Raw genomic sequence first — 24,854 nt, 5'->3', positions numbered from 1 at the left:
CCGTCCCGGAATTTATACGTGCGGATGGGTGACAGACGAATACTACCCAGCAATGCCATGGCAATCGACGTCGACGGTCCTCGTCGTCGGCCGACTGGACGGTCTGCTCGACGCGCTGGCCACTCGGTCGGTGTCGTTCGAACACGTCCCCGACACCCACGCGGCGCTCGAATCGCTCGGTGAGGACCGGTTCGGCTGTCTCCTGAGCGCCGCCGGTAGCACGCCGCTGTCCGGTGTCGAGCTGGCGGCCGTGGCATACGAACGAGCGGGCGTCCCGAGCGTCGTCGTCGGCGGGGACGTGCCGGCGGCAGTCACCGACGTCCCGGGCGTCAGCGACGTCGTCCAGCACGGAGCCCACGAACGGGCCGTGGAGTGCCTTCGCGAGGCGCTGGAGGAGTCCGGTGTGGCGGCTCTCTCGACGACGAGGGAGCCCCCACGTGACCAGCGCTCGGGGAAGGAAAGAGCGCTCGAAGCCCACGAGAAGGCAGTCGATACCGCGGCCGACGGCAGCTGTCGGCTCGACGAGAACGGCCGGTTCGTGACGGTTGACGACGCGCTCTGTGAACTGACCGGCTACGACCGCGAGGCGCTGCTCGGACGGCCCGCCAAGACGGTGTTCGCCGGGGAGCGTGACGACGCGGCGACCGACGGCAACGCGACGCTCGAGACGGTACTCAAATCGGCGCACGCGAGCGACGTCACGGTCGAGACGACCATCGAACGCGCGGACGGCGCGACAGTCCTCGTCGCGCTCCGTCCGTCCGGTCCAGTCGACGGGGGACCGACGACGGGACGGTACTCGCCGTCACGGAGATCAGCGGACAGGTGGCTCACGAGCGGACGCTGACCGAACTCCACGACGTGAGCCGGCGCCTGCTGACCGCGGAAAGCCCGCAGTCGATAAGCGACACCGTCGCGGCAGCCGCAAGGGAGATCCTGGACATCGACGTCGTCGGCGTCTACCGGTTCGACCGGGTGGAAAACGTCCTCCGACCCGAGTGTGTCCCGGACCAGGCCAGGGAGCTCATCGGCGAACCGCCGACGTTCGGTCCCGGCGACGGAATCGCGTGGAAGGTGTTCGTCACGGGCGAGAGCCGAATCTACGACGACGTCTCCCGGGCCGAGGCGGCCTTCAACCCGGCGACGCCCATCCGGTCGGAACTGCTGATTCCCATCGGCAGTCACGGCGTCCTCATCTGTGGGTCGACCGTTCCGGGCGCTTACGACGAGCGGACCGCAGAACTGGCGGATATCCTCGCGGCGAACGCGGAAGCCGCCTACGAACGGATGGAGCGGACGCGGCGCTTGCGCGACCGTGAAGCCGAACTCAGGGCTCAGAACCGACGGCTCGAACAACTCGACGACGTCAACGAGCGGGTCCGGCAGGTGACACACGACCTGGTCGACGCGACGACGCGGGAAGAGATAGAGCGCGTCGTCTGTGACGGACTGGCGGCCGTCGAGGACTACGACCTCGTCTGGGTCGGGGAGCGGGACCCGATCGAAGCCGACGTGACGGTTCGACACGTCGCCGGACCGCGGCGGGGCTACCTCGATTCGGTCTCGTTCACGGACGGTGACGGGGCCCCGTTAGAGCCGACAGCACGGGCCGCACAGAGACGGGAGCCGGTGGTCGTCGACAGCGTCGCCGACGAGCTGCGTGCGGGCACCTGGCAAGGGAAGGCACTCAGTCGTGACTACTGCTCAGTGGCCAGCGTTCCGCTCCTTCACGGCGGCATCCCCTACGGGACCCTCACAGCGTACGCGAGCCGGACGGGCGCGTTCGACGCGGAGACCCGGAGCGTGCTCGCCGACCTCGGCGAAACGGTGGCCCAGGCCATAGCGACGGTCGAACAGCGCCGGGCGCTGCTGAGCGACGAGCAGGTCGAACTCGTCTTCGGCCTCGAAGACCTGCCGACGGTGCTGTTCGAGCTGGCCGGTTCGCTCCGGGGCGCCGTCGAGATAGAACGGGTGCTCCCGGAGAGCGAGAGCGGCAGTCTGGTCTACGGACGGGCGGACGAGACCACCGACAAGGATTTTCGGGCGGCGTGTACCGCGACCGGCGGTATCAGCGACGCCCAGGTCATCACGAACGGCGGCGACGGCCTCCAGTTCGAGGTCCGCATCGAGGGGCCCTGTGTCATCGAACCGGTCGCGGACCACGGTGGCACGTTTACCCGGCTCAGACTGGCCGACGGGCGCGGGCAGCTCGCGGCGACGTTCCCACAGTCGGCTGCCGTCACCGAGTTCATCAAGGCCTACACCGACCGGTACCCGGGAACCGAGTTGCTCGCACGGCGGGAGGTTGGGGTCCCGGAAACGGGCCAGCAGGTCCAACCCCTCCTGTCGGACCTCACCGACCGCCAGCGGGAGGCCCTTGAAGTCGCCTACGAACACGGGTTCTTCGGGTGGCCACGGGAGACGACGAGCGAAGAGATCGCAGCCAGCATGAACATCGCCGGCCCGACCTTCCTCGAGCATCTCCGACGGGCGGAGGGCAAAGTGGTCAGACACGTCCTCGAGGGCTGGGATCGGTCGGCGTCCCCCGACTGAGCGCCGTTTTCACGCCCGATACTCGCGACCCTATGATGATAGGGAACCTCGAGAAACACCCTACTCACCTTGGCAGAGGTGGTAACCCGTGTGACTGAGGTAATTACAGATATGTGGTCGTTACTGACGTCTACCATGGGAAACTCCGCAGGGGAACGGCGAGTCGGGGGCGCGGCCGAAGCCGACGCCGAACGGGCCGACGAGGCAGCGGCGATGGTTCACAGCATCCTCGACGGCCTCTCGAAACCGACCGTGGTGACCGACGAGGAGGGGACGATAACGCACGTCAACAGCCAGGCCACCGCGTTCTACGAAACGGACGAGGCCGTGGCCGTCGGTCGCCGACCGAGCGAGCTCCACGACGATTCGACCGCCATCGTCCGTGAAGCCCTCGAAGAGCGGCGTGACATCCAGGAGCGAGAGACCGTGCTCACCGTCGGCACCGACGAGATTCCGGTCAGTCAGACGGTGACGGTGCTCTACGACGACGCCGGCGCCTGTGTCGGGGCGATGCTTGTCGTCAGGGACGTCTCCGAGCGGCGAAAGCAGGAACGACGGAAGGAGAGGCTGGAGCGCTATCAGCGAGCGGCGCTCGACGACCTCCAGGACAAGCTGCGACGGCTGGCAGAGGGCGACCTCACCATCGACCCCAGCGTCCCGGAACCCGACGCGGACTTCGAGGAAGTCCGGGCGGTGCAGGCGGAGTTCGAGGACATGAGCTCGAACCTCGGGATGGCCGTCTACAACATCCGCGAGGTGATCGAGTCGCTGACCGCACAGTCCGACGACCTCGCGGAGACCGGCGAGGACCTCTCTGCGTCGGCCGAGGAGGTCACCGCGTCGGTCCAGCAGATCGACGCTTCGTCGACCGAACTGGCCGACGGTGCCGAGGACCTCTCGGCACAGACCCAGCGGGCAAACGAGAACGTGGACGACCTCTCGGCGTCCATCGAGGAGATCACGGCGTCGATCCAGCAGATCGACGCCCGCTCGGCCGAGGCGGAGGACCTCGCGGAGACGGGCGTCGAGGAAGTCGACGACGCGGTCGCCCAGATCCGGGACGCTACGGACGCCACCAGCGACGTCGCTCGGGAGATCGACTCGCTGGAGCGCAAGATGGAGGAGGTCAACGACATCGTCGAGATGATTGCGGACATCGCGGAACAGACCAACATGCTCGCGCTGAACGCGAACATCGAGGCGGCGCGCGCGGGCGAGGCCGGAAGCGGGTTCGCCGTGGTCGCAAACGAGGTCAAGGGCCTCGCCGAGGAGTCCCAGGCGTCCGCGGACGACATCGCCGGCATCATCACGGAGGTCCAGGAACAGACCGACGAGGTCGTCGACAGCATCCGGGAGGCCAACGAGCAGGTCGGCGACGGCGCGGACGCCGTCGAGGCTGTGGGGACCCACCTCCACGACATCAAAGAGCGCGTCGAGCAGACCAGCGCGGGCGTCGCAGAGATCAGCGACGCCGTCGAGAAACAGGCCGACAACGCCGAGGAGGTCTCGGCGATCGTCGAGGACAGCTCCGAGCTCTCCGAGGAGATCACCGCCTCCGTCCAGCAGATATCCTCGGGCCTCGACGAGCAGTCCAGGGCGATGGACCAGGTCGCCGACCGCTCACAGCACCTCAACAGGATGAGCGAGGAGCTCTACGAGCTGATCGACCAGTTCCGGCTGGCCGCAGACGAGAACGCGAACCTGGACGACGTCTGAGCGGCCCCTGCAGGGCGAGGCTTGATATGATATCGCGCCGATACGTCCGCGTATGCCGGACGACACGAACCCGTTCCAGTCGGCCTTCGAGCTCCAGCGCCAGGCGATCGAGGGGAGCCAGCGCGCACTGACACACAGCCTCGAGTTCCAGCGCCAGCTCAACCGCGCGATGCTTTCCGGCCTCGAGAGCGGGGCGGACATGAACGAGCGCGGTGCCGAGACCACTCGAGAGACGCTTCACCAGACCCTCGACGCCGTCGAACAGCTCGTCCCCGGGTCGGCGGCGGGCCTCGACCAAGTCAGAGCGGCCATCGACGAGCAGTTCGACGCGGCGAGCGAGGCCGGACAGCAGGCCGTCGAGGCCGCGGAGTCGGGCGTGGAGGGCGTCGAGGACGCGTCGGAGACGTACCTCGAGACGGTCGACAGCCAGCTCGACACACTGCTTGCGGCCCACGAGGACTTCGAGTCACAGACGCTGGCCTTCCTCGACGAGACGGAGCGCCAGCTGGATGCCATCCAGCAGGAAGCCGAGGGGCAGGTCGACGAACAGGTCGAGCGCCTCCAGCAACAGATGCAACAGCTCAGAGACCAGCTGGCCGAGGAGTCCTGAGAAAGACGCCGGTAGTTCGCGGGCGGTGCTGTAGGGCGGTAAGACGCTGTTACCGGATTTTCACGATCGGGCCGTTGCGACGGTGGCCGATGACCTTCGCCCGGGGGCTGTCGATAATCCGGTCGTAACTCTCTTCGTCGAGTTCGATTCGGGTTTCGCCGTTGTTCTGGACCAGGTACACTGCGTCACTCATCACCTGTATAGAACGGGGAGCGGGGTATGAGGGTGGTCGCTATGTGTATAGAACCCCCGCGTCTGACCCGCTAGATAGTTTGCGTCAGCGAGGGTGAAGTAATCGGGTTCAAACCGTTAGTAAGGTTTCCTTATCGGTTCTCGCGGCGGTCTGGGTCTCACGTCCACCGGTCCAGGCCGGTCTGGACCAGCGACTCCTCGATGCGTTCGAACCCGCGCGCGACTTCGTCGGCGTCGACCTCCCACTCCTCGGTGACGAACCGGCGGGCCGCGTCGACGTCCGGGTCCAGGTCCGTCCGGACGCTGTAGTCGTCGGTGACCGCCGGGTCGAGAAAGAGGTCGCGGATGCGGTCGGCGTGGTCGATATGCTCGCCGCGGGCCTCCAGGACGCCGTAGAGGTCGCCGTGCTCGTGGAGCGCCGTGACGGCGGTCTTGGGTCCGATGCCGGCGATACCCTCGTTGAAGTCCGTCCCCATGAGGATGGCGGCGTCGACGAGTTGCTCCCAGGTGAGGTCGTGGCGTTCCAGGGTCGCCTCGAAGTCCATCAGTTCGGGATCGCCACTCGACGTGAGCTGGCGCAGCGTGAACGGCGCCCCGAACAGCAGCGCGTCGTAGTCCTCGGTGCCGGCGTAGTCGACGTCACCCTGTCGGGCCATGTAGGCGGCCTGGCCCTCGCCCTCGGCGGGCGCGTCGACGACGGGCACGTCGAGCAGATCGAGCAAGGCACGAGTGGTCTCGACGATGGTGGATGTCAGGCGCTGGGTCCGCGAGTCGAGCTTCGCCGCGCGCACCGCGTCGCCGGCCTCGCGAGCTTCTTCCAGTTCCGCCTCGTATCGCTCGCGCTGCTCGCGGCGCTTCTGGACCTCGTCCTCTTTGAGGTCGGTGACTGCGCCGTCGAAGACGAACACGGGCGTCAGGTCGTGCTCGAAGAACTTCGGCAGGCCCTGGACGACGCCGATGAGGTTGGCCACCTCCTCGCCGTCGGCGGTGGTGTACTTCGCGTCGCTGGTGAATTTCACCGTGGTCGTGAGATACCGGTAGAGCCAGTTGTGGGCGTCGACGGCGACAACGCTCCCGTCCAGGTCGTCGAACGAGACGTCCTCGATGACTGCGAGCGAGCGGAGGTCTGCGTTTCCCATCGACGGACGTTGGGTCGACATGGGTTTGAAGCTCCCGGGTAGCGAGACGCCGAACGAAGTGAGGCGTCTCGGACCGGAACGGCGACCGGCGGGAGCCGTGGAGGGCGGTGCGGGATGCTAGTGCGAAGTGAGGCGTCTCGGACCGGAACGGCGTCACTCCGCTTCGTCGCTGGGCGGGGCGGTCCCCTCGTGTGCGCGCAGGAACGATTCCTCCACATCCGAGAGGTCACGCTCGCGGAACACGTCGAGCCCCGCCTGATACCGCTCCCTGCTCCGGTCGCCCGGCCATTCGAGTTCGAGTTCGCCCAGGCCCTGTTCGGTGCCGGTGTACGCGAGCCCCGCCTTGTAGGCGGCCTGGTACGAGAACGGATTGTTGACGCCGATGGTGACCCGCTCGTACCCGGTCTGCAGCCTGCTCCCTGACGAAGCGGAGCAGATCGCTCCCGATGCCCTCGCCCCGCCTGTCGTCCCTAACCGTGACGTAGCGAATACAGAGAGTGTCCGGGTCGGTCCGGTCGGCGTCGAAGGCGGCCGCCGCGACGACGCCGTCGTCCCCGACGACGGCCTTCCCCGTCGCGGTCATCACGAACTTCCCGGCGTAGGCGAAGTGCTCGTGGTCGAGCCGGAGTCGGTGGCCGTCCTCGGGCCAGCCCAGCAGGGCGAACTCCATACCCGGGCGTCGCCGCCCGGGGAGAAGTACGTTTGGAGCGGTCGGTCACACCCGGGAGAACAGGCGACGGATGGACGAGGTGATACCGAGGTTCCGTTTCGCCATGATGACGGTGCCCTCGGCGTTGCGCCCGACCGTATCGGGAATGGTCCCGAAGACGATCTGCTGGAGCAGGCCCTCGCGAGTGGCGCCGATGATAGTCAGGTCGTGGTCCGCGGAGGCCTCGACTCTGGTCCCGTCCTCGCTCATGGGACGACCATCAAATCCGAGGGACAAAAAAACCGGCAGGGCGAACGGCAGCCGACGGTATCCGTCGCCGCTCAGAGCACTCGTGGGTCGTCGGGCACCTGGAAGTGGTGCCCACAGGCGGGGCACTCCACACGTCGCGGTTCTGCGTCCGGAACCGCGGCGAACCGCCGGCTCCAGGTCCAGTGGCCACACGCGGGACAACGGCGGGCGAGTGGTGGAATCATGTGACGGTCGGCGGACACTACGGGCCGACCAGGTATGGACCTGCTGGGCGGGCACACGGGTCGGCCGCCACCCCACCGTGACCGCGGCCAGCGCCGTCGGGGAACGGGCGTGTAAATACCTGGGTCGCGAACGAGGGGGTATGCACGCCGACGTCGACCGGTTCGACCGGTTCGCGCGCGCCTACGACCTGGTGATGCCCCGCGCCCGCGTGAGCAAGCTCCGGGCGGGGCTGGCCGTCGCCGACCGAGAGATAGTGCGCGCGCTGGACGTCGGCGGGGGCCCGGGACGGGCCGTCCGGCGACTCGACGTCCCCGAGCGGACGGTGGTCGACGCCGCGCCGGGGATGATCGCCCGGGCGCGCGAGAACGGCGTCGCTGGCGTCGTCGGCGACGCCACGCGGTTGCCGGTTCGCACGGCAGCCGTCGACGCCGTCTTCGTCGTCGACGCGCTTCACCACATCCGCGACGTGGACGCGGTGTTCGCGGAGGCGGCCCGGGTTCTACGGCCCGGTGGTGTCCTCGTCGTCAGGGAGTTCGACCCGACCACGGTACGCGGCCGGGGCCTGGTCGCCGCCGAGCGGCTCGTCGGGTTCGACTCGGCGTTCTACACGCCGTCAGACCTGACCGCTGCGATGAGCGCCGCCGGACTGACTCCGGCGGTCGTCGAGCGCGGGTTCGCCTACACGGTCGCCGGCCGTCGATAGCGGGAGAGCAAAGTACCGCCGCCCCCAACGGCGGGTATGAGCGTCTCGACGGTCGAGAGCGGCCGAGTCGAACTGTCGTCTAGGACCGCCGTGCTCGCGCTCGGGGACGTGCTCGCGCTCCTGATCTTCGTCGTCGCCGGCGAGTACTCACACGGCATCGACCCGCTGGCAAACCCCGGTCGGGTCGGCGGAACGCTGGCCCCGTTTCTCATCGGGTGGGGACTCGTCGCCGTCGCGGGCGGGTTGTACGCCGCCCCGTCACGCAGCTCGCTCGGACGGACACTCGCGACCACGTTCGGCGGGTGGGTCCTCGCCGTGGTCGTCGCTCAGCTGCTCCGAGCGACCGCCGTGTTCCACGGCGACGCCGCACTCACGTTCGCGCTCGTCTCGACGTTCGTCGGGGGTGTGCTCCTCGTGGGGTGGCGCCTGATCGCGACGCTGGTACTGGCAGAGTAGGCAAAAGGAGGCTCCGGAGGTGTCACACGCGACATCGGCGGCGGCCGCTGTCGCCGGGGTCCGACCCCACGCCGGGGATGACGCGCCTACCGAAGGTCGTGTACCGAGACTGTCTTCGAGGACTGGATCCACGCCTGGTGGTTCTCCCGATCGTAGATGACGAACTCGTCGTCTCCGATGCGCAACTCTGCGTATCGCGTCTTCTCGTTTCCCGCGACGTCGGCGGTTTCGTCCGTAGCGTTGGTGCTCATTGATGCTGGGGCAGGTCCCGCGCCGCATTCCCTCCATATCGTGGTATCCTGTCTCACATAATAAGCGCTCCTTCCCGATTATCAGCGGGAAAAATCGGCTCCCGAGACGAGTGGCAAGTCGGGCCGCGATCGAACCGAGCGACGTCCCCCTCGCCTTCGAACCGCTGCTGGAGGGGCTGTTTTCACGCGTCGATGTGTTATGCCCCGCGGGTACTGGAGCCCGCCTCGAAAGTCCATTAGTTCGACGACTGGACAGAACGCGAACAACACTGCGCGCGAGTTCGCTCTTTGGGTCCGGTACTGTCACTCACTCGGCCCAATATAAACGTTAGGAGTCCGTTACCGGCACTTTCCGCACCGAAGCGATGCATAAGTTATCGGTTGGTTTTCTCTGGGCTATATAGTAACTACATAGTACCTACTGAGAATATTATCTGTTGGCTACGGGAAACACTTATGTACTCATAGTTCATACGAATAATTGTACTTATGACGGGTTACTACGACATTGTCCTCGGCCTCATCCCGCTCGCGATGGCAGGAATCACTGGTGGGCTCACGCTCGCCGGCTTCGAACTCACGACCGCGATTCCGCTGGCGTCAGTCGTCGCCGTCGGCCTCATCGGTCACGCGATGTTCGTCCGCGCCCCCGTCGACCCGACGCCGACCGACACGTCGCAGGCCGAGCCGCTCCAGACCGCCGACTGAGTCGCTGAACCCGTCAGCGTTCGTTCTTTTTCAGTCTCGAGCGATTGCTCGAGAATCAGCTCCCCTCTACCCCGCCACATGGGTTAAGGCCCGGTCGGGCAAACACCGACACATGACAGCTGATTCGACCGCGCTGTTTCTCACGAGCGACGACGTCGCCGACCTGGGGACGCCCGCCGAGTACGTCGACGCGGTCCGTGAGGGATACCACGAGCGGGGCGAGGGCGCCCCGGCAGAGCCACGCACGACGCTGTTCAACGAGGACCCCGGAGGCATGCTGACGGGCTACCTCGCGATTCTCCCGGAGACGGGCGCGATGGGTGGATACACCTACGCAGCGGGCTTCGGGGCCCAGGACGCTCACTTCGCCCTTCCGATATTCGACGCCGAGTCGGGCGCGCCGCTGGCCCTCCTCGACGGGGCGAGCATGAACCCCTTCAAGACGGGCGCGGTCGGCGCGGTCGGTATCGACGCGCTCGCTCGTGCGGACGCCACGGACCTCGCGGTCATCGGCAGCGGCGCCCAGGCCCGGGGCCAGGTCCGCGCGGCCGTCACGGTGCGGGACTTCGACCGGGTCGAGGTGTATTCGCCGACTCCCGAGCACCGCCAGGCGTTCGCCGCGGAGCTGAACGAGGAGCTCGACCCGACGGTAGCGGCGGTGGCGTCCTCCGCCGCCGCCGTCGAGGGGGCCGACGTGGTCGTCACCGCGACCACGGCCAGCGAACCCGTCTTCGACGGGTCGGTCCTCGAGGACGGCGCGCACGTCACGGCGATGGGACAGTATCACCCGGAGAAGCGCGAGCTCGACGCCGAGACGATCGCGCGGGCGACGTACGTCCCGGACCTCCGGGCCCGGGTCACGCGGGACGCCGGGTCGTTCATCGCGGCCCTCGAAGCAGGTGATATCGACGAGGACCACGTCCACGCCGAACTCGGCGAGGTCGTCGCCGGCTCGGCCCAGGGGCGGGAGTCACGCGACGACGTGACCGTCTTCGACTCGGGCGGGACGGCAATCGAGACGGTGGCAGCCGGGAAGTTGCTCTACGACCGCGCGCGGGAGGCGGGCCTGGGCGAGGAGATCGAGTTCGCCCGCGAGCGAGGCGCTCACTGGCCGATAACCAGGCCTCACAGGTACGGCGCGAGGCCCAGCGCGTCGACCAGCGTGATGCCCGCCGCGAGCGCACCGAGGAGGTACCCCGCGATGGTCCCGCCGTTCAACAGCGGGAGCCCGGCGTGGGCCCGGCCCTTGAGAACCATCCAGAGGAGGACCGCGAGGCCGGCGAACGTGCCGACCATCGCGGTCACGGTCGGTAGAGGGACGCCGAGGACGGTGGCGATGCCCGCCGGCGCGAAGAACGCCGAGCTGGCGACCAGCACCGACGGGATGACGGCGTCGCCGAGGCCGATAAAGAGCGCGTCCCTGTCCAGCGGGCCGCCGGGACTCGCGTCGGGCTGGTCCTCGGCGGGCCCCGAGTCGCCCTCGCCATCGGTGAGGGGCGCGTCGGATGCGGTGGTGTCGCCGTCGGGCCCGTCCGCATCGTCCTCCGCGCCTGGCGTGGGCGTCTCGGCGTCGAGGAACGAGTACGAGAGCGAGAGGGGAATCACCAGCACCACGGGGACGCGCAGGTCCATCACGCCCGAGGCCAGCGTCAGCATGTGCTCGGTCCCGTAGACGCTGATGGCGTCGTAGACGGCCAGGACGGTCAACAGCACGAGTGCGGGGAGGATGCCGAAGCTGATGCCGAACAGGCCCGCGGCCGCCGCGCCCATCACCGCCCCGGTGGCGTCGATGACGTACCACTCCGGATAGACCAGCAGGCCCGCCGCGACGAGGGCCGCGAGGCCCCAGGCGACGACGTTGAACCCGCCGACGGTCACGACAGGGGGGACCACGACCCGGAAGACGAACAGCGAGAGCCAGGCGCCCGAGAAGACGACGATCGCGCGGATGAGCTGGTCGACGTTGAACTTGAACGCCGCCAGCATCACCGCCGTCGCGACGAGGATGGCGAAGACGTAGGCGATGCTGTTGGTCGGATCGGACGGGTCCTCGACGGCCTGGTAGCCCGCCGACTGGAAGGGCTCGACCAGTGCCAGCGCCCCCAGCTGGACGACCAGGAAGATGAGTGCGATGAGTCCGCTCGCGGCGATCACTCGCCAGCGCGTGTCCATACCGGACGGTCGGCGAGCGTCGGTTTCAGGGTTTCGAAGCCTCGACTCAGCGGGCGTACAGCGTCTGTCCGAGCAGGCCCGGCAGGTGTACCGCGTCCGACGGGTCGACCGCGAGGTAGGGGCGGTCGACCGGGCCGAAGACGTCGACGACGGTGCCGACCGTGCGCAGGTCCTCGTCGACGACGGCCGTCCCGACGTCCGCGTAGGTCTCGTCGGGGCCCGGACGACGGCCAGGCCCTGTGCGGTCCGGACGACGGCCCCGACGCGTCTCATTCGCGCAGGACCTGGAGGTACGCCGCCACGGCACCGAGCAGGTCGCTCTTGCTCGCGTCGTCGGCGTTCTTCACCAGCACCCGGCCCCGCTGTTCGTACTCGCGCGGGTACGTCTTGTCCCGTTCGATGACCGAGTCGTACCCGACCTGCTGGACCGCCTTCGCGATCTCGTCGACGGTGGGGTCCTCCACCGCGAGGTCCAGTGGGACGCGTCGCCCCTCGCTGCGGGTGGCCCCGGCGTCGAGCGCCGCCGGCCAGATGACGTTGTCGACCATACAGACCGTCGCCTCCGTATCCTTATGTGCCTTTCCGAACCGACACGTTGTCGCCGAACCGACCCTTAGGTAGGACGGTATTACTCCGGTAGAAGCGACCTTACACTTACATACTCGCGTCGTCTACCCGGTTGCGAGATGGTCAACAAGGGTATCATCCTGGTCGGGATAATCGTGCTGCTCTCTGCGGTCGGTGTCGGCACCCTCATCGGCATGCAGATCGGTGGCGACGGGCCAGCGCCGGCAATGAGTGACGGCGGCGCGCCCGAAGAACCGACGCAGACACCGACGGGTAACGACGGCGACGATGGCGCGGCGGCGACCGAGACGCCGACCGCGGACGACGAACCGGATGCGACCGAGACCGAGACGGAGCGAACGCCCATCCCACCGTGGGAGTTCAACGGCGACAACGTCGCAGAGCACATCGAACAGTTCATCAACGAAGAGCGACAGGCGAAAGGCCTCGAGCCGCTCGAGCTCACCGGGACGACGTCCAAGGAGCTCGACGACCTCGCGCTCGACCACAGCGCTGGCATGGCGACCGAGGGTCGTGCCGTGCACGAGATCGACGGCGTCTCGAGCGCCGACCGGTACCGGAAACACGACATCTATGATACCTGCGTCTACAAGTCCGAGCGTGGCAGCTACGTCGTCAAGCCCGACAACCCCGAACGCAACCAGTTCGAGGCCGTCGGGAGAGTCGTGGCCGGCCAGACCTACACGGTCGACGGCGAGGAGCGGTTCCTCGAGGACGACCGCGCGGTGGCCAGGGCCATCGTCGACGACTGGATGGCCTCGAACATCTATCGCGACCGGCTCCTGCTCCCGGGCATCGAACGCCTCGGCGTCGGCGCCACCATCGCCAACACCGGCGAGGTGTACGCGTCTGCGAACGTCTGTGGCTGATTAGTCTCGGCGGCGCCACAGGACCTGTGCGACCATCGAGAGGACGACGGCCCCGTCGTCGTTCGTCGTCGTGATCTCGGTGGCGACGCGCCCTCTGGTCTCGTCCCAGACATCTTTCTCGAGGATCTCGACACGCACCGAGAGCTCGTCGCCCGGTTCGACCGGGGTGGGCCACCGGAGATCGTCGACGCCCAAGGCGCCCAGCGCCCCGGACCCGGAGAGGTAGTTATCGACGAGCAGGCGCATCGTCATCGCGCCCGTATGCCATCCGCTGGCGACCAGCCCGCCGAACATCGAGGACGCGGCGGCGGCCTCGTCGGTGTGGAACGGCTGGGGATCGTACTGCCGGGCGAAGGAGACGATCTCGTCGCGCGTGACCTGGTAGGTGCCGAAAGACGCCGTGTCACCGACCGCGAGGTCGTCGTAGAACTCCATACCCCTATCAGGGACGGGACCGAGGAAACGGTTTGGCCGGGAGACTCAGTTCGCGGTCTCGTTTTGCTGGCTCTGGAGCCACTGGTCGTACTCGTCCTGGGGCAGCACCTCGACGGTGCCCAGCATCTGGGAGTGGCCGGAGCCACAGTACTCCGCGCAGTAGAGCTGGTACGTGCCGGGGTTGTTGGCGACCGTCCGGATGCGGTTGTGCTGGCCGGGGAAGGCGTCGGACTTCAGGCCCAGGCCCGGGACGTGGAAGGCGTGGAGCCAGTCGGTCGAGGTTATCCGCAGGACCACCTCCTGGTCGGCCGGGATGCGCAGGGTGCCCTGCGTCGAGACGTCCGTCTGACCGTAGTTGAACGTCCAGCCGTAGCGCTGGGCGACGACTTCGATGCGTTCGGGGTTCTGGTCAGCCAGTTCGGCGCTGTCACCGGCCGACGCCGTCACGTAGGGACTCGCCATCACCTGGTAGGAGGCGACGCCGACGAACAGCAGGATGATGGCCGTCGCGATTGTCCAGGTGATCTCCAAGCGGCGGTTCTCCATGGTCGGGAGCGCTTCTTCCTTGTTCCGGAACCGCCAGACGGTGTAGATGAGAATCCCTTCGACGAGTACCGTGATGGGAATCGCGACGTAGAGCAGGTTCTGGTTCAGGCCCCAGATGAGACTCTCCGTCGTCGAGTCCGCTGTCTGCGCGGCGGCCGGTTCGACGGCGAGCGCGAGTAACGCCACGCCGAACAGCGCGACCAGGCCGGCACGTTTCCGAGTCATATCCGCGGGTTAGGATTTGGGAGATAAATAACTGCTGTCTTCCAGCTGTGGGCGTCCGGTCCCCGACATTTCCCGGGCGCCCGCGTTCCAGGCACACGAGAAAAAGCGCGGGGTCTAAGTGCACCGCACCGAAGAAACGACTAATGGCAGAGACCCGGCGGTTCTCCGGACTGCTGGCGGCCACCGCTGTCGGTGTCTACCTCCTGGTCATCGCCGGCGCAACGAGCGCGGTCACCGACGCCGTGACCGCCTGTACGACCTGGCCGCTGTGTCGAGGCCCCGTGAGCCTGAGCGACCCGGCGCTGCTCATCGCCCGCGGCCACCGACTGACGGCGGCCGTCGTGGGCGTACTCGCGCTCGCGACAGTAGTGGCCGGCCTCAGGACGGCGACCCGGCCACGGGTGAAAGCCGCGCTGGTGCTCGCGCTCGGCCTCTACCCCGTCCAGGTGGCCCTCGGTGCGTTCGTCGCCACGTCGGGGCCGCCGGCCAGCTCCCCGGCGCACACCTCGCCGTCGGGATGGGTATCTTCACCGCGTTCGTCCTGGCGCTGGCCTGGCATCTGGAGGCCGAGACGGGCAGCGACGACGAGGACCCCGTACGGAACCCCTCGCCGGACCCGATGCCCGCCGAGGGCGCCGACGAACCGACCCCGTCGCCGCCGGCGTCGATGACCGCGCGCGAACGCCTCCTCGCCACGGCGTCTGCGTACGTCCGGCTGACCAAACCGCGGCTGATGTGGCTGCTGTGTCTGGTCGCCGCCGCCGCAATGGCGCTGGCCGCCGGCCCGCAGCTGTCGCTCAGGACGGTACTCCTGACCCTGGGCGGCGGGGTCCTGGCCATCGGCTCGTCGGGCACGTTCAACCACGTGCTGGAGCGTGACGTCGACAAGCGGATGGACCGGACCTCCGACCGGCCCATCGCGACCCACCAGATACCCGTCCGGAACGCGATGTCGTTCGGCGTCGCGCTGGCTGTCGCCTCGCTCGCGCTGTTCTGGCTGGTCAACCCACTGGCGGCCGCCCTCGGGCTGGCGGCCATCCTGTTCTACAGCGTCATCTACACGCTGGTGCTGAAGCCCAACACGGTCCAGAACACGGTCCTGGGCGGCGCCGCCGGGGCGCTCCCGGCGCTCATCGGCTGGGCCGCCGTCGAGGGGGCCATCGGACTACCGGGCCTGGTACTCGCCGGGGTCATCTTCCTGTGGACGCCCGCGCACTTCTACAACCTCGCGCTGGCCTACAAGGACGACTACGAGGCCGGCGGCTTCCCGATGATGCCCGTCGTCCGCGGCGAGACGGTCACCCGGAAACACATCGTCTACTACCTCGGGGCGACGCTGGTGGCTTCGGGCGTCCTGGCGGCGCTGACGTCGCTGGGCGCGCTGTACTCGCTGACCTCGGCGGCGCTGGGCGCGGTGTTCCTGTGGGCGGTCGTCCGCCTCCACCGCGAGCAGACCGAGCAGGCGGCCTTCCGGGCGTTCCACGCCTCGAACGCGTACCTCGGGGCGCTGCTGCTGGCCGTCGTCGTCGACGCACTCGTCCTATGAGCACCACCACCAGAATCGACCCGCGCAGGTTCGTCCCCGACGGCCAGTCGCTGTTCGTCGTCGCCGCCGTCCTGAACGCCGAGCTGCTGGCCGTCTTCGTGTATCTCACGCTCGTTCCGGAGCCAGCCACAAACTGGTTCCTGCTCGCCTTCCCGTTCGTCTGGCTCAACGTGGCCGGGCTGGTGTTCTGGCGGGTCCGTCCCGCACCGGCACCGCGGCGCCGGCAGCTCGTCGGCCTGGCCGTGGCCGTCGGGTACGGCCTCCTGCTGGCCTGGATCGGCGGCGTCGCCGGCCTCGGTGGCCAGGGCACCGGCCTCCGGTTCGTGCTCGCGGCCCCACCCGGGTTCTCGCCGACCGTCGTCTACAGCGGATCGCCGCTGGCCGTCGTGCTGACGCCCTGGAAGGTCCTGGGCTACCTCACCCTGTCGTACCTGGTCTACGTCACGGTGCTCGACGCCAGCGGCGGCCTCGCCGGCGGTGTCCTCGGTCTCTTCTCGTGTGTGAGCTGTGTCCTGCCAATCGTCGCCTCGGTCGTCGGCGGGGTCCTGGGCGCGAGCGCGACGCTCTCGGCCGTCGCGACGAACCAGTCCTACGGCGCGTCGACGGCCGTCTTCCTCGTCTCGGTCGGCCTCCTCTATGCCGTCCACCGCTTCGACGTGACGCTCGTCGGATGGCTGAGGCGGTAGGACAGACCTTTGTCGCTGGCCCCGAAGGAGGGGATATGAGCGACGTCACCATCGAGTACTGCGTGCCCTGTGGGTTCCGGGAGCGAGCGCTAGACGTCCAGCGGGCGATACTGAACGGGCTGGAACGGGACCTCGACCGCGTCAGCCTGGTCACCGGCGACCACGGCGTGTTCCGGGTCGCCGTGGACGGCAAGACAGTCTACGAGAAGAGTGAGGACGACTACGACGTCGACGACATCGTCCGCGAGGTCCGGACCCGCCTGTAGGAGAACGGAACGGCTTTCGGCGGCGGGAACGGACGCCTCACCATGGACGAGGTACTGGTCGCCACCGACGTCCGCCGCGAGTACGGCGAGACGGTGGCACTCGACGGCGTGTCGCTGTCGGCCCACGCGGGCGAGGTGCTCGCGCTGGTCGGCCCCAACGGCGCCGGGAAGACGACGCTAGTCCGGGCGCTGACGGGGACGACTGACGCCGAAGGCGACGTCGAGCTGTTCGGCACGCCCGACGGCAGTCGACCGCGACCGGATCGGCCTGTTGCCCCAGTCGTTCACGCCGGCCGAGCGGCTCACGGCGCGGGAACTGGTCACGTACTACGCCGGCCTCTACGACGAGACGCTTTCCGTCGACGACGTGCTGGCCGACGTCGGCCTGGCAGGCAGCGCCGGGACTGCCTACGAGAACCTCTCTGGCGGCCAGCAGCGCCGCGTCTGCGTGGCCACCGCACTCATCAACGACCCGGACCTGCTCGTGCTCGACGAACCCACCACGGGCATCGACCCGGCGGGCCGCCGGGCGCTGTGGGACCTCCTCGAGGGGCTGGCCGACCGGGGCGTGACCATCGTCGTCACGACCCACTACATGGAGGAGGCACATCGCTTGGCCGACCGGGTGGGCCTGCTCGCCGACGGCCGACTCGTCGCGCTCGACGACCCCGACGCACTCGTCGCCGAGCACGGCGGCACCAGCCTGCTCGTCGTCGAGGGGACATTCGACGAGGCGACGCCCGAGCGAATCGACTACCCCGCCGAGATGTCCCTCCGGAACGGCAGCCTGCTGGTCGCCGGCGTCCGCCCGGAGGCCATCGCCGGCGTCGTCGACGCGCTCGAGGACGCGGGAGTCGCCTACGACAGCCTCACCTGGCGACAGCCCGACCTCGAGGACGTCTACCTCGAGCTGACGGGCACGGCGGTCGGCCAGCGCGGCGAACCACACCAGGACGAGCTGCCGGCAGGTGGTCTCGCGTGAGTCGGACCGGTCGCCTGCGGGCCGAGACGCGAGCCGCGACGCTGGCCTTCCTCCGCCGCCGGACGGCGGTCTTCTTCACGTTCTTCTTCCCGGTCATCATCGTCGTCATCTTCGGCGTCCTCGTCCAGACGCGCCCCGGCGGCGGCGGCCTGTTCACGGAACCGCCGGCCTACTACGTCCCCGGTTACCTGGCCGTCGTCGTCCTCTTTACGCCGCTCTCGCGGGTCGGCAGCGAGGTGGCGCGCCACCGCGACGGCAACCGGTTCGAGAAGCTGGCGACGACGCCGCTGACCCGGCCGGAGTGGCTGCTCGCACAGACACTGGTCAACGTCGTCGTCATCGGCCTGGCCGGCCTGCTAATCCTGGGACTGATGGTCGTCCTGACCGGCGCGACCATCCAGCCCTCGCCGCTGCTGGTCCCGTTTGTCGTCCTCGGCGTCGCGCTGTTCTGTGGCGTCGGCGCGATGCTGGGGAGCCTCGCGAGCTCGCAGGACGGCGTCATCTCGGCGAGCAACGGCATCGCGCTCCCGTTGCTCTTCCTCTCCGAGACGTTCGTCCCGCCGACGCTGCTGCCGGCCTGGCTCCCGACGTGGCTCTCGCCGCTGACCTACTTCTCGCGGGGCGTGCGCGCAGTCACCACGGGGACCGGCGACGCGCTGGTCCCGCTCGCCGTCCTCGCGGGGTGTGCCGTCGTCTTCGTCGCCGTCGGCGCGCGACTGCTCCCCCGGACGGACTGACCGCGGGCGGCGACCGCACTCAGCGACGAATCGACGGGCCGACGACCGCGAGCAGGAGCGCCGCCTCGCCGCCCCGTGGCACCCACCCGTAGATGTGGTTGAGCATGACGTAGGTCACGAGGCCGAGGAAGAGACTCAGCCCCCAGGCGGCGACGGCGATGCGGCCGACGCGAGCGTGGGCGGACTCGCGCAGCTCCGGCACCGAGTGCGTGAGTCCGAGCACGACGGCGTGAACGACCACGGGGACCGAGATGGCAGACAGGATGACGTGGACGGCCAGCATCACGATGTAGGCCGTCCAGACGACGCCCTCGGCGAGGATCTCCTTCTCGAAGCCCCGCCGACCTTCAGCAGGTACATCACGAGGAAGGCGATGATGAGGACGAACGCCGTCAGCATCGCGGCCCGGTGTCTGCGGATCTGGTCCGTCTTGATGAAATACACTCCGGCGACGATAGCCGTCAGCGCGCTCGCGTTGACGACGGCGATGGCGTCGCTCAGGAGGATGACGGTCCGGTCGCTGATGCTCGGGAAGGGCAATACGCCGCCGAACGTGGCAAATACCAGCGCGTATCCGACGAGCGAGATGAGAGCGGTGACGCGCCGCGGGGAGGCGCGCACGCGCGACTGGAGTTTCTCTGCGACGGCCATGGATACCCCTCAGGAACGGACGGGTTTCTGTGTTCTGGAACGAATCGGGGAAAACGGGGGTCAGGCGAAGGTCCGGGAGACGTCCTCGTCCTCGGCTTCCTCCTGTTGTATCTTCTCCCAGGCGTCCCGGAAGTCGTCCATCGTGACCTCGGTCCGGTCGTCGCGGATGGCGAACATCCCGGCCTCGGTGCAGATGGCCTTCACGTCGGCGCCCGACGCGTTCTCGACTTCCTCGGCCAGCGCCTCGAAGGAGACGTCGTCGGCGACGTTCATCTTGCGGGTGTGGATCTGGAAGATCTGCGTGCGCCCCTCGGCGTCCGGTTTCGGCACCTCGATGAGGCGGTCGAACCGGCCCGGGCGCAGGATGGCGCGGTCGAGCATGTCAAAGCGGTTGGTGGCCGCGATGAGGCGGATCTCGCCGCGGTCGTCGAAGCCGTCCATCTCCGAGAGCAGCTGCATCATCGTGCGCTGGACCTCGGCGTCGCCGGAGGTTTTCGAGTCGGTCCGCTTGGCGGCGATGGCGTCGATCTCGTCGATGAAGACGACCGCCGGTTCTTCCTGGCGGGCGAGTTCGAACAGGTCGCGGACGAGCTTCGATCCCTCGCCGATGAACTTGTGGACGAGTTCCGAGCCGGCCATCTTGATGAACGTCGCGTCCGTCTCGTTGGCGACGGCCTTCGCCAGCAGCGTCTTGCCCGTGCCGGGCGGCCCGTGGAGCAGGACGCCGCTCGGCGGGTCGATGCCCACGTCCTCGAACATCTCCGGGCTCGTCAGCGGCATCTCGACGGTCTCGCGGACCTCTGCCATCTGGTCCTCGATACCGCCGATGTCCGCGAAGGTGACGTCCGGCGACTGGTCGACCTGCATCACGCGAGCCCGGACGTCCGTCTCGCTGTCGAGTTGCTTGACGATAGACAGGGAGTTGTTGACCGCGACCCGGTCGTCGGGCTGGAGTTGCTCGCGCATCTCGTCGGTGACCTCCGTGACCGCCTCCTGGTTGTTCCCGTGTTGCTTGATAATGACACCGTCGTCCCCGACCTCCTGGACCGTCGCCACGAACAGCGGGGACTGCTTGAGCTTCTTGTTCTCGTGGGTCAGCCGTTCGAGCTTCTGCTGGTACTTGTTGTTCTCGGCGTTCGCGTCGAGCAGCTTGTCCCGCATGTCCTCGTTTTGCGACTCTAAGACCTCGAGTCGCTCCTGCAGCGCCTCAATCTTTTTCTGCTGAGAGGCGTCGTCGTCGTATGGTAAGTCCACCTCATCGACGGTGTCGGTCATTACACCCCTCTTAGTAGATGAACCGTTATGAGGCTTCGGGTAGTGCCAGTTCGAGCGGCCCGCGGTCGTACGCCAGGACCCACGCAAGTGTCCTACGTGGCCCGAAACCGGCAGGCTTCTGTCATCCGACTCGCTACCGGGAGGTATGGCAGACGAACCTGCATCGGTCATCGTGGTCGGTGGCGGCGTCGCCGGGCTCTCGGCGGCGATGTTCACCGCCCGGGCTGGCGTCTCGACGCGGATCGTCTCCGCCGGCGAGTCGATACTCGGTCGGAACGCACACGTAGAGAACTACCCGGGGTTCCCGGCGGGCGTCAACCCGCGGCTGCTCGTCGAACTGCTGCGCGCTCAGGCACGGCGTGCGGGTGTCTGGTTCGTCGACGGGACCGTCGAGTCCGTCGAGCGGACCGAGGCGGGATTTACCGTGCGGACCGCGGACGACTCGTTCGAGTCGACGTACGTGGTTGCCGCCTCCTGGGCCGACCCCTCCTATCTCGACGCCCTCGACGTCGACGTGGTCGACCGCGGCTCCAAGCAGTTCATCGGCGTCGACGCGCAGGGCCGGACGGCCGTCGACGGGCTCTACGCGGCCGGCCGCCTGGCCGAACAGCACCACCAGGCTATCGTCGCCGCCGGTCACGGCGCGCAGGTCGGCCTGACGCTCGTCGAGGACTCGGACGTGGACTTCTATCACGATTGGACCGCCCCGGAGGGCTATTTCACGGACCGGGGGCGCGAGGTGCCGCCGGGGTGTGAGGAAATCGACGAGGCCGAGCGCGAGCGACGCGAACAGGAGTCACTCGAGGTGATGCAGCGGTACTTCGAGGAACCGATGCCGGGCGAACCGACGATGCATCCGAGCCTCGTCGACGACGGGGACGGCGACTAGCCGAAGTTCTCGACCTTGATGGCTTCAGTGTCCACGCCGGCGGCCTCCATGGCTGCCGTGGCCGCGTCGAGGAAGGCAGCGAAGCCGTAGACGAAGACCTGCCCGCCGTCGGCGACGGCCGCCGCGACGGCGTCGGTCAGGTCCTCGTCGGCCGCCAGCACGTGGACCTCGGCGCCCGCGTCCGAGAGCGCCTCGAGGCGCTCGACGTGGATGGGGTCGCTGTCGCGGTAGACGACGGCGGCCTCGTTGCCGTCCTGCAGGGCGCGCTCGGCGATGCCGACGGCCGGCCCGACGCCTGGCCCGCCGGCGAGAATCACGGCCCGGGCCTCGCCCTCGTAGTAGTCCGAGCCGAAGGGGCCCTCGATGCGGACCTCGTCGCCGGCCTGGAGGTCGGCCAGGTGGGGCGCGACCTCCCCCTCCGGGTCGATGCCGACGGTGATCTCGAACTCGCCCTCGACGTCCGGCGAGGAGATGGTGTAGAACCGGGCGTGGTCCTCGCCGTCGACGGCGAGGGTGAGCTTGACGAACTGGCCCGGCTGGGCCTCGAACTCGGGCGGCGTCTCGATGTCGATGGCGACGCTGTCGGGGCCGACGGACCGGACGGCGGCGACCGTGAGTGAACGTTCGTCCATGCCGGGGTGGTGGCCGGGGCCGACCAAGGGGGTTTCGGTCGATTCTGCCGGCTGTCGGAGAAATTGTTTCACATCCGAGTCCACGCGCGGGCGGGCACATACAGAAGCCTTTTCCCACCCCGCAGGCTACCCGTGAGATAGTATGCCAGACGACCTCAACTGGGCCATCGGCGGGGAAGCCGGCGATGGTATCGACTCCACGGGGAAGATTTTTGCGCAAGCACTCTCCCGGGCCGGTCGACACGTCTTCACGTCGAAGGACTTCGCCTCGCGGATTCGAGGCGGCTACACCGCCTACAAGGTCCGCACGGCGGTCGACCGCGTCGAGAGCGTAGTCGACCGCCTCGACATCCTCATCGCGCTGACCGAGCGCACCATCCACGAGAACGAGGACGAACTGCACGACGACTCGGTCATCATCTACGACGGCGAGCGCTCGACGATGCAGGACGTCGAGGTGCCCGGCGACGCGACCGCGCTAGAGGTGCCGCTCAAGCGACTGGCCGAGGACGCGGGCGGGGCCATCATGCTCAACGTCGTCGCGCTGGGCGCGGCCTGCGAGGTGACGAACTTCCCCATCGAGAACTTAGACGAGAGCCTCCAGAAGCGCTTCGGGGACAAGGGCGAGGCCATCGTCGAGAACAACAAGACGGCCGCCCGCAAGGGCCAAGAGTACGTCCGCGAGGAGTACGACCACGACTTCGACTACGACCTGGAGACGACCGACGCCGACTACGTCCTGCTCAACGGCGACGAGGCCATCGGGATGGGTGCGCTGGCCGCTGGGTGTAAGTTCTACTCGGGGTACCCGATCACGCCGGCGACCGACGTCATGGAGTACCTGACCGGTCGCATCGACCAGTTCGGCGGCAAGGTCGTCCAGGCCGAAGACGAGCTGGCGGCCATCAACATGGCACTGGGCGCGGCCCGTGCCGGCGCCCGCTCGATGACGGCAACCTCCGGTCCCGGCATCGACCTGATGACCGAGACGTTCGGTCTCGTCGCGACCAGCGAGACGCCGCTGGTCATCTGTGACGTGATGCGCTCGGGCCCCTCGACGGGGATGCCGACGAAGCAGGAACAGGGCGATCTGAACATGACTCTCTATGGCGGCCACGGCGAGATTCCCCGCTTCGTCGTCGCGCCGACGACCATCTCGGAGTGTTTCTGGAAGACCGTCGAGGCGTTCAACCTCGCCGAGAAGTACCAGACGCCGGTCTTCCTCGTCTCGGACCTCGCGCTCGCGGTCACCGAGCAGACGTTCCCACCCGAGACATTCGACATGGACGAGGTCGAGATCGACCGCGGGAAGGTCGTCGACGAGGAGGAGATCGACTCGTGGCTCGACGAACAGGGACGCTTCCAGGCCCACTTCGCGGCAGCCGACGGCATCTCCCCGCGTGCCTTCCCGGGGACGACCGGCGGCGCACACATGACCACCGGGCTCGAACACGACGAGCTGGGCCGCCGGACCGAGGACCAGGAGATCCGTATCGAGCAGGTCGACAAGCGCCAGCAGAAAGTCGAGACCGCGCGCGAGCAGGAGGACTTCGACTACCGCGAGTTCGGCGACTCCGACGCCGACACGCTGGTCATCTCGTGGGGCTCCAACGAGGGCGCCCTGCGAGAGGGGCTGGGCTTCCTCGAGGAGGAGGGCTACGACATCCGGTTTATCTCGGTGCCCTACATCTTCCCGCGCCCGGACCTGACCGAGGCGGTCGAAGCCGCCGACGACGTCATCGTCGTCGAGTGTAACGCCACCGGTCAGTTCGCCGACGTCGTCGAACACGACGTCCTCCAGCGGGTCGACCGCATCAACAAGTACGACGGCGTGCGGTTCAAGGCGGACGAACTCGCCGAAGACATCGAACAGCACCTCGCCGGCGAAGCCGGCACACAGGAGGCTACACAATGAGCTCAGACGTCCGATTCACCGACTTCAAGTCAGACAAGCAACCGACCTGGTGTCCCGGCTGTGGCGACTTCGGGACGATGAACGGCATGATGAAAGCGCTGGCCGAGACGGGCAACGACCCCGACAACACGTTCGTGGTCGCCGGCATCGGCTGTTCCGGGAAGATCGGGACCTACATGCACAGCTACGCCCTGCACGGCGTCCACGGCCGGGCCCTGCCGGTGGGCATCGGCGTGAAGATGGCCAACCCAGAACTCGAGGTGATGGTCGCCGGCGGCGACGGCGACGGCTACTCCATCGGCGCGGGCCACTTCATCCACGCGGTGCGGCGCAACGTCGACATGTCCTACGTCGTCATGGACAACCGCATCTACGGCCTGACGAAGGGCCAGGCCTCGCCGACCTCCCGGGAGGACTTCGAAACGGCGACGACGCCCGAGGGCCCCGGCCAGCCGCCGGTCAACCCCAAGGCACTCGCCCTGTCTGCCGGCGCGACGTTCATCGCCCAGTCCTTTTCCTCGAACGCTCAGCGCCACGCCGAGATCGTCCAGCAGGCCATCGAACACGACGGCTTTGGCTTCGTCAACGTCTACTCGCCCTGTGTCACGTTCAACGACGTCGACACCTACGACTACTTCCGGGACTCCATCGTGGACCTGGCCGACACCGACCACGACCCGGGCAACCGCGACATGGCCAAGGACAAGATCTTAGAGTCCGACAAGGAGTACATGGGCGTGCTCTACCAGGACGACTCCTCGGTCCCGTTCGAACAGCGCGAGGGCATCGAGGCCCCGATGAACGACGTCCCCGACGGCGCCCCCGAGGGCGCGATGGACCTGGTCCGCGAGTTCTACTAGACCACCCTCCGTCACCTCGGGTTCACACCGAGCGGGACCCACCTGGTTCGCTCGCGAGAGAGTCGTCTTTTCGGCACCCCAGGGAGCGTAGCGGCCCGTGTTCCCACC

At 67.9% G+C, this 24,854-nt stretch carries 23 protein-coding genes and 7 pseudogenes; 17 read left to right on the top strand and 13 right to left on the bottom strand.

Translation table 11 applies throughout. From position 1 onward, the window contains the following. The first annotated feature begins 52 nt into the window (after positions 1 to 52). From P1N55_RS18760 to P1N55_RS18745, 4 genes are all read left to right on the top strand, one after another. The gene (locus tag P1N55_RS18760; RefSeq protein ID WP_276276972.1) at positions 53 to 847 is read left to right on the top strand and encodes a PAS domain-containing protein; all 795 of its coding nucleotides are present in this window, start codon (positions 53 to 55) and stop codon (positions 845 to 847) included. Continuing rightward, positions 826 to 2,553, top strand: coding sequence for a bacterio-opsin activator domain-containing protein (locus P1N55_RS18755; RefSeq protein WP_276276971.1), 1,728 nt, complete (start codon positions 826 to 828; stop codon positions 2,551 to 2,553). Before P1N55_RS18760 ends, P1N55_RS18755 begins: the two co-directional genes overlap by 22 nt. 135 nt (positions 2,554 to 2,688) lie before the next feature. Further along, positions 2,689 to 4,269, top strand: a complete 1,581-nt coding sequence (locus P1N55_RS18750; RefSeq protein ID WP_276276970.1) for a methyl-accepting chemotaxis protein — start codon at positions 2,689 to 2,691, stop codon at positions 4,267 to 4,269. Positions 4,270 to 4,321: 52 nt separating this feature from the next. Next, the gene (locus P1N55_RS18745) at positions 4,322 to 4,879 is read left to right on the top strand and encodes a hypothetical protein (protein ID WP_276276969.1); all 558 of its coding nucleotides are present in this window, start codon (positions 4,322 to 4,324) and stop codon (positions 4,877 to 4,879) included. Positions 4,880 to 4,928: 49 nt separating this feature from the next. Here P1N55_RS18745 and P1N55_RS18740 read toward each other — a convergent pair whose 3' ends face one another. The 4 genes and pseudogenes from P1N55_RS18740 to P1N55_RS18725 all read right to left on the bottom strand — a co-directional run. Further along, positions 4,929 to 5,072 (bottom strand): hypothetical protein, encoded by a 144-nt coding sequence (locus P1N55_RS18740; RefSeq protein ID WP_276276968.1) that lies wholly within the window; start codon positions 5,070 to 5,072, stop codon positions 4,929 to 4,931. 157 nt (positions 5,073 to 5,229) lie between these two features. Next, positions 5,230 to 6,210, bottom strand: a complete 981-nt coding sequence (gene fen, locus P1N55_RS18735) for a flap endonuclease-1 (protein WP_276276967.1) — start codon at positions 6,208 to 6,210, stop codon at positions 5,230 to 5,232. Positions 6,211 to 6,363: 153 nt separating this feature from the next. Continuing rightward, a pseudogene (locus P1N55_RS18730) lies at positions 6,364 to 6,880 on the bottom strand (GNAT family N-acetyltransferase). Positions 6,881 to 6,925: 45 nt separating this feature from the next. Beyond that, positions 6,926 to 7,114 (bottom strand): annotated as a pseudogene (locus tag P1N55_RS18725) (hypothetical protein); the annotation flags it as partial. A gap of 379 nt (positions 7,115 to 7,493) precedes the next feature. Here P1N55_RS18725 and P1N55_RS18720 point away from each other — a divergent pair. Together P1N55_RS18720 and P1N55_RS18715 are read left to right on the top strand one after the other, a co-directional pair. Next, positions 7,494 to 8,057, top strand: coding sequence for a class I SAM-dependent methyltransferase (locus tag P1N55_RS18720; RefSeq protein ID WP_276276965.1), 564 nt, complete (start codon positions 7,494 to 7,496; stop codon positions 8,055 to 8,057). A gap of 36 nt (positions 8,058 to 8,093) precedes the next feature. Next, entirely contained in the window at positions 8,094 to 8,513 is a 420-nt protein-coding gene (locus P1N55_RS18715) for a DUF3054 domain-containing protein (RefSeq protein ID WP_276276964.1), read from the top strand. Positions 8,514 to 8,599: 86 nt separating this feature from the next. On the opposite strand, the gene P1N55_RS18710 is transcribed toward P1N55_RS18715, so the two are convergent. Then, entirely contained in the window at positions 8,600 to 8,764 is a 165-nt protein-coding gene (locus tag P1N55_RS18710; protein ID WP_276276963.1) for a DUF7331 family protein, read from the bottom strand. A 489-nt stretch (positions 8,765 to 9,253) separates the two neighbouring features. Between P1N55_RS18710 and P1N55_RS18705 the strand changes: the two genes are divergently transcribed. Further along, on the top strand, positions 9,254 to 9,472 hold the full coding sequence (locus tag P1N55_RS18705) for a hypothetical protein (protein WP_276276962.1): 219 nt from the start codon (positions 9,254 to 9,256) through the stop codon (positions 9,470 to 9,472). A 112-nt stretch (positions 9,473 to 9,584) separates the two neighbouring features. Further along, a pseudogene (locus tag P1N55_RS18700) lies at positions 9,585 to 10,590 on the top strand (ornithine cyclodeaminase family protein). A gap of 7 nt (positions 10,591 to 10,597) precedes the next feature. Here the strand turns inward: P1N55_RS18700 and P1N55_RS18695 are convergent. The 3 genes and pseudogenes from P1N55_RS18695 to srp19 all read right to left on the bottom strand — a co-directional run bounded on the left by P1N55_RS18695 (position 10,598) and on the right by srp19 (position 12,192). After that, positions 10,598 to 11,644, bottom strand: a complete 1,047-nt coding sequence (locus P1N55_RS18695; RefSeq protein ID WP_276276961.1) for a presenilin family intramembrane aspartyl protease PSH — start codon at positions 11,642 to 11,644, stop codon at positions 10,598 to 10,600. Between the two features lie 46 nt (positions 11,645 to 11,690). Next, positions 11,691 to 11,917: pseudogene (locus tag P1N55_RS18690) on the bottom strand (H/ACA ribonucleoprotein complex subunit GAR1). Continuing rightward, complete coding sequence (srp19, locus tag P1N55_RS18685; RefSeq protein WP_276276960.1) at positions 11,914 to 12,192, bottom strand: signal recognition particle subunit SRP19; 279 nt, start codon at positions 12,190 to 12,192, stop codon at positions 11,914 to 11,916. Before srp19 ends, P1N55_RS18690 begins: the two are co-directional and overlap by 4 nt. A 138-nt stretch (positions 12,193 to 12,330) precedes the next feature. On the opposite strand from srp19, the gene P1N55_RS18680 reads away from it, so the two are divergent. Beyond that, positions 12,331 to 13,101 carry a CAP domain-containing protein gene (locus tag P1N55_RS18680; RefSeq protein ID WP_276276959.1) on the top strand — a complete coding sequence of 257 codons (771 nt, stop codon included), beginning with the start codon at positions 12,331 to 12,333 and terminating at the stop codon, positions 13,099 to 13,101. On the opposite strand, the gene P1N55_RS18675 is transcribed toward P1N55_RS18680, so the two are convergent. Both P1N55_RS18675 and coxB read right to left on the bottom strand, forming a co-directional pair. Beyond that, positions 13,102 to 13,536, bottom strand: coding sequence for a MaoC family dehydratase (locus tag P1N55_RS18675; RefSeq protein ID WP_276276958.1), 435 nt, complete (start codon positions 13,534 to 13,536; stop codon positions 13,102 to 13,104). Between the two features lie 45 nt (positions 13,537 to 13,581). Beyond that, entirely contained in the window at positions 13,582 to 14,307 is a 726-nt protein-coding gene (gene coxB / locus P1N55_RS18670; RefSeq protein WP_276276957.1) for a cytochrome c oxidase subunit II, read from the bottom strand. 143 nt (positions 14,308 to 14,450) lie between these two features. Between coxB and P1N55_RS18665 the strand changes: the two are divergent. The 5 genes and pseudogenes from P1N55_RS18665 (at position 14,451) to P1N55_RS18645 (ending at position 18,524) form a co-directional block, all read left to right on the top strand. Then, positions 14,451 to 15,853 (top strand): annotated as a pseudogene (locus P1N55_RS18665) (heme o synthase). After that, positions 15,850 to 16,539 (top strand): DUF7546 family protein, encoded by a 690-nt coding sequence (locus tag P1N55_RS18660; protein WP_276276956.1) that lies wholly within the window; start codon positions 15,850 to 15,852, stop codon positions 16,537 to 16,539. Before P1N55_RS18665 ends, P1N55_RS18660 begins: the two are co-directional and overlap by 4 nt. A 35-nt stretch (positions 16,540 to 16,574) precedes the next feature. After that, complete coding sequence (locus P1N55_RS18655; RefSeq protein WP_276276955.1) at positions 16,575 to 16,805, top strand: Rdx family protein; 231 nt, start codon at positions 16,575 to 16,577, stop codon at positions 16,803 to 16,805. A 42-nt stretch (positions 16,806 to 16,847) separates the two neighbouring features. Further along, positions 16,848 to 17,787: pseudogene (locus P1N55_RS18650) on the top strand (ABC transporter ATP-binding protein). Next, the gene (locus tag P1N55_RS18645) at positions 17,784 to 18,524 is read left to right on the top strand and encodes an ABC transporter permease (RefSeq protein WP_276276954.1); all 741 of its coding nucleotides are present in this window, start codon (positions 17,784 to 17,786) and stop codon (positions 18,522 to 18,524) included. Before P1N55_RS18650 ends, P1N55_RS18645 begins: the two are co-directional and overlap by 4 nt. A 19-nt stretch (positions 18,525 to 18,543) precedes the next feature. Here the strand turns inward: P1N55_RS18645 and P1N55_RS18640 are convergent. Together P1N55_RS18640 and pan1 are read right to left on the bottom strand one after the other, a co-directional pair. Then, positions 18,544 to 19,175 (bottom strand): annotated as a pseudogene (locus P1N55_RS18640) (DUF420 domain-containing protein). A gap of 60 nt (positions 19,176 to 19,235) precedes the next feature. After that, positions 19,236 to 20,450: a proteasome-activating nucleotidase Pan1 gene (pan1, locus tag P1N55_RS18635; protein WP_276276953.1), complete on the bottom strand. Its 1,215-nt coding sequence runs from the start codon at positions 20,448 to 20,450 to the stop codon at positions 19,236 to 19,238. Between the two features lie 145 nt (positions 20,451 to 20,595). On the opposite strand from pan1, the gene P1N55_RS18630 reads away from it, so the two are divergent. After that, entirely contained in the window at positions 20,596 to 21,339 is a 744-nt protein-coding gene (locus P1N55_RS18630) for an FAD-dependent oxidoreductase (protein ID WP_276276952.1), read from the top strand. Here the strand turns inward: P1N55_RS18630 and P1N55_RS18625 are convergent. Then, complete coding sequence (locus P1N55_RS18625) at positions 21,336 to 21,971, bottom strand: FAD-dependent oxidoreductase (protein WP_276276951.1); 636 nt, start codon at positions 21,969 to 21,971, stop codon at positions 21,336 to 21,338. The two genes, P1N55_RS18630 and P1N55_RS18625, sit on opposite strands and share 4 nt — an antisense overlap. Positions 21,972 to 22,113: 142 nt before the next feature. On the opposite strand from P1N55_RS18625, the gene P1N55_RS18620 reads away from it, so the two are divergent. Then, complete coding sequence (locus P1N55_RS18620) at positions 22,114 to 23,886, top strand: 2-oxoacid:acceptor oxidoreductase subunit alpha (RefSeq protein ID WP_276276950.1); 1,773 nt, start codon at positions 22,114 to 22,116, stop codon at positions 23,884 to 23,886. Beyond that, complete coding sequence (locus P1N55_RS18615; protein WP_276276949.1) at positions 23,883 to 24,746, top strand: 2-oxoacid:ferredoxin oxidoreductase subunit beta; 864 nt, start codon at positions 23,883 to 23,885, stop codon at positions 24,744 to 24,746. Before P1N55_RS18620 ends, P1N55_RS18615 begins: the two co-directional genes overlap by 4 nt. Positions 24,747 to 24,854 lie beyond the last annotated feature (108 nt).

It is taken from the genome of Haloarcula regularis (assembly GCF_029338315.1).
Lineage (GTDB): Archaea > Halobacteriota > Halobacteria > Halobacteriales > Haloarculaceae > Haloarcula > Haloarcula regularis.
The sequence above is the reverse complement of the archived record's forward strand: the minus strand, read 5'-3'. Positions and strand labels throughout refer to the sequence as shown.

Bases quoted from the DNA above. Each gene is read 5' to 3' on its own strand.
- P1N55_RS18660 (WP_276276956.1), top strand. From the start codon at position 15,850: ATGAGCACCACCACCAGAATCGACCCGCGCAGGTTCGTCCCCGACGGC.
- P1N55_RS18715 (WP_276276964.1), top strand. From the start codon at position 8,094: ATGAGCGTCTCGACGGTCGAGAGCGGCCGAGTCGAACTGTCGTCTAGG.
- P1N55_RS18680 (WP_276276959.1), top strand. From the start codon at position 12,331: ATGGTCAACAAGGGTATCATCCTGGTCGGGATAATCGTGCTGCTCTCT.
- P1N55_RS18745 (WP_276276969.1), top strand. From the start codon at position 4,322: ATGCCGGACGACACGAACCCGTTCCAGTCGGCCTTCGAGCTCCAGCGC.
- coxB (WP_276276957.1), bottom strand. From the start codon at position 14,307: ATGACTCGGAAACGTGCCGGCCTGGTCGCGCTGTTCGGCGTGGCGTTA.
- P1N55_RS18625 (WP_276276951.1), bottom strand. From the start codon at position 21,971: ATGGACGAACGTTCACTCACGGTCGCCGCCGTCCGGTCCGTCGGCCCC.
- pan1 (WP_276276953.1), bottom strand. From the start codon at position 20,450: ATGACCGACACCGTCGATGAGGTGGACTTACCATACGACGACGACGCC.
- P1N55_RS18630 (WP_276276952.1), top strand. From the start codon at position 20,596: ATGGCAGACGAACCTGCATCGGTCATCGTGGTCGGTGGCGGCGTCGCC.
- P1N55_RS18705 (WP_276276962.1), top strand. From the start codon at position 9,254: ATGACGGGTTACTACGACATTGTCCTCGGCCTCATCCCGCTCGCGATG.
- P1N55_RS18760 (WP_276276972.1), top strand. From the start codon at position 53: ATGCCATGGCAATCGACGTCGACGGTCCTCGTCGTCGGCCGACTGGAC.
- P1N55_RS18675 (WP_276276958.1), bottom strand. From the start codon at position 13,536: ATGGAGTTCTACGACGACCTCGCGGTCGGTGACACGGCGTCTTTCGGC.
- P1N55_RS18695 (WP_276276961.1), bottom strand. From the start codon at position 11,644: ATGGACACGCGCTGGCGAGTGATCGCCGCGAGCGGACTCATCGCACTC.
- P1N55_RS18750 (WP_276276970.1), top strand. From the start codon at position 2,689: ATGGGAAACTCCGCAGGGGAACGGCGAGTCGGGGGCGCGGCCGAAGCC.
- P1N55_RS18720 (WP_276276965.1), top strand. From the start codon at position 7,494: ATGCACGCCGACGTCGACCGGTTCGACCGGTTCGCGCGCGCCTACGAC.
- P1N55_RS18620 (WP_276276950.1), top strand. From the start codon at position 22,114: ATGCCAGACGACCTCAACTGGGCCATCGGCGGGGAAGCCGGCGATGGT.
- srp19 (WP_276276960.1), bottom strand. From the start codon at position 12,192: ATGGTCGACAACGTCATCTGGCCGGCGGCGCTCGACGCCGGGGCCACC.
- P1N55_RS18615 (WP_276276949.1), top strand. From the start codon at position 23,883: ATGAGCTCAGACGTCCGATTCACCGACTTCAAGTCAGACAAGCAACCG.
- P1N55_RS18740 (WP_276276968.1), bottom strand. From the start codon at position 5,072: ATGAGTGACGCAGTGTACCTGGTCCAGAACAACGGCGAAACCCGAATC.
- fen (WP_276276967.1), bottom strand. From the start codon at position 6,210: ATGGGAAACGCAGACCTCCGCTCGCTCGCAGTCATCGAGGACGTCTCG.
- P1N55_RS18710 (WP_276276963.1), bottom strand. From the start codon at position 8,764: ATGAGCACCAACGCTACGGACGAAACCGCCGACGTCGCGGGAAACGAG.
- P1N55_RS18655 (WP_276276955.1), top strand. From the start codon at position 16,575: ATGAGCGACGTCACCATCGAGTACTGCGTGCCCTGTGGGTTCCGGGAG.